This window comes from Mycobacterium sp. TH-M15 (assembly GCF_057473705.1).
The window spans coordinates 1-2,232 of record NZ_JBYCLB010000275.1 but is presented as its reverse complement, the minus strand read 5'-3'; the positions used below and the strand labels follow the sequence as shown (position 1 = coordinate 2,232).

Here is a 2,232-nt window from a genome sequence, read left to right as displayed (position 1 = left end):
ATGATCGTGTTGCAATGATCGTCACGGCCTGCTCACAGCGGATCGCAGTTCACGTTTCAGGGGGATTCATGTTTCTTCGGTACCTCACCGCCGGGGTGGCGATCGTCGGCGCCGGGCTGATCGCGCCGGCCTCGACCCCGCCGGCACCGCCGGACGTCCAGGTCCGGACGGTGCAGCTGACCGGCGGCGAAGACTCGCTCGGCGACGGTCCCGGGCTGATCGTCGGCGCCAGCGGGATATCGACGCCCGGTCAGGCCTATGTCGATGCCGCCATGGAGAAGTTCCTGGGCCCGCTCGGTTTCACCGGCCCGACGCAGGTGGTGACCACCCCGGAGGGGCTGTATCCGTTCCTGGGCCCGTTCGGCGAGATGTACGACCCGTCGGTGAGACAGGGCGCGCAGAGCCTGGTCGACGCGGTCGACAGCCACCTCGGTGGCGTGACCTCGGGAAACCCGGTGGTGGTGTTCGGCTACTCGCAGGGCGCCGACGTGGAGACCTCCGCCATGCAGCAACTCCACGCCGACGGCGTTCCCAGCGACGACCTGCGTTTCGTGATGATCGGCGACCCGCAGAACCCCGACGGGGGCCTACTGGAGCGCTACAACCTGCCCGGCGCCCCGCACGACACCATCCCCAGCCTGGGGATCACGTTCAGCGGCGCCACCCCGGACGACTACTACCCGACCGACATCTACACCCACGAGTACGACGGCTTCGCCGACGCCCCGCGCTACCCGATCGACTTCCTCTCCGACCTGAACGCCACCCTCGGCATCGCCTTGGAGCACACCACCTACCTGGGCCTGACGTCCACTCAACTTCAAGAGGCGATCCAGCTGCCCACCTCCGGTGGCATGACCGACTACTTCATGCTGCCGACGCACACGCTGCCGCTGCTGGCGCCGTTCGAGCTGCTCCCGTTCGTGGGCAAGCCGCTGGTCGACCTGCTGCAGCCGGACCTGTCGGTGCTGGTGAACCTGGGATACGGCAACACCATCGACAGCTACCTGGGCGGCTGGGACCAGGGTGTCGACGCCAACGATCCGACCCCGCTGGGCTTCCTGCCGGACGCCAGCGTGCTGGAGCAGATTCCGCAGGCCCTGCTCAACGGCCTGGAAACCGGTATCACCGACGCATTCAAAGACCTGATCAGCCCGAGCAACTACGGGTACTCGCTGCCGTCCTGGGCCGACGAGCTCATCCGGTCCGCCGGCGCCATCACCGGCAGCCAGCTTTCGGTGCTGCACCCGGTGCCGACCACGCTGCACGATCTGTTCGGCATCTTCCCGCCGCACACCGGCGCGCCGCAGATCGACGTGGCCAGCGCGCTGCTGTTCACCCTGCCCGAACTGGACTACCACGAGGTCGCCTACGAACTCGCCCAGGGCCACCCACTCGACGCGATCGGCATCCCGGCCGCCGCCGACCTGGGCATCCTGCCGCTGGCGCTGGTGGGCGCGGTGCTGTGACCACGACACCAGGGGGAGCGATGCGTCGTCATACGCTGATCGTCTGGGCCAGCACCCGCTACTCCGGCGGAATCTCCACCCGGCGCACCACCCCGTCCACGGCGTCGGCCGCCTCGATCTCAGCGCGGGTGACGCCGAGCAGAAACAGCACGGTGTCCAGGTAGGGGTAGCTCAGCGAGGCGTCGGCCACCTGCCGCAGCGCCGGCTTGGCGTTGAACGCCACCCCCAGCCCGGCCGCGGCGAGCATGTCGATGTCGTTGGCGCCGTCGCCGACCGCCACCGTCTGGGCCATCGACACCCCCGCCCGGGCGGCGAACTCGCGCAGCGCCTCGGCCTTGCCGGCCCGGTCCAGCACCCGGCCGACCACCCGGCCGGTGAGCACGCCGTCGACCACCTCCAGCTCGTTGGCGGCGACGAAGTCCAGCTTCAGCTCGGCGGCCAGCGCTGCGATCACCTGCCGGAAGCCGCCGGAGACCACCCCGCACTGGTAGCCCAGCCGGCGCAGCGTACGCAGCGTGGTGCGCGCCCCCGGGGTCAGCTGCAACTCGGCGGCAACCTCGTCGATCACCCCGGCGGGCAGACCGGCCAGGGTGGCCACCCGCTGGTGCAGTGATTCGGCGAAGTCCAGCTCGCCGCGCATCGCCGCTGCGGTGATCGCCGCCACCGCGTCCTGCGCCCCGGCCCGCGCGGCCAGCATCTCGATCACCTCGCCCTGCACCAGGGTCGAGTCGACGTCGAAGACGATCAGCCGCTTGGCCCGCCG

General features: G+C 69.9%; 2 protein-coding genes. One reads left to right on the top strand and one right to left on the bottom strand.

Annotated elements, in window-relative coordinates; genetic code table 11:
* On the top strand, nucleotides 1-1,469 hold a 1,469-nt coding region (locus AC2VNT_RS06495), incomplete at its 5' end, for a PE-PPE domain-containing protein (protein ID WP_486946072.1).
* Between the two features lie 58 nt (nucleotides 1,470-1,527).
* Here the strand turns inward: AC2VNT_RS06495 and serB are convergent.
* On the bottom strand, nucleotides 1,528-2,232 hold a 705-nt coding region (gene serB / locus AC2VNT_RS06490; protein WP_486946071.1), incomplete at its 5' end, for a phosphoserine phosphatase SerB.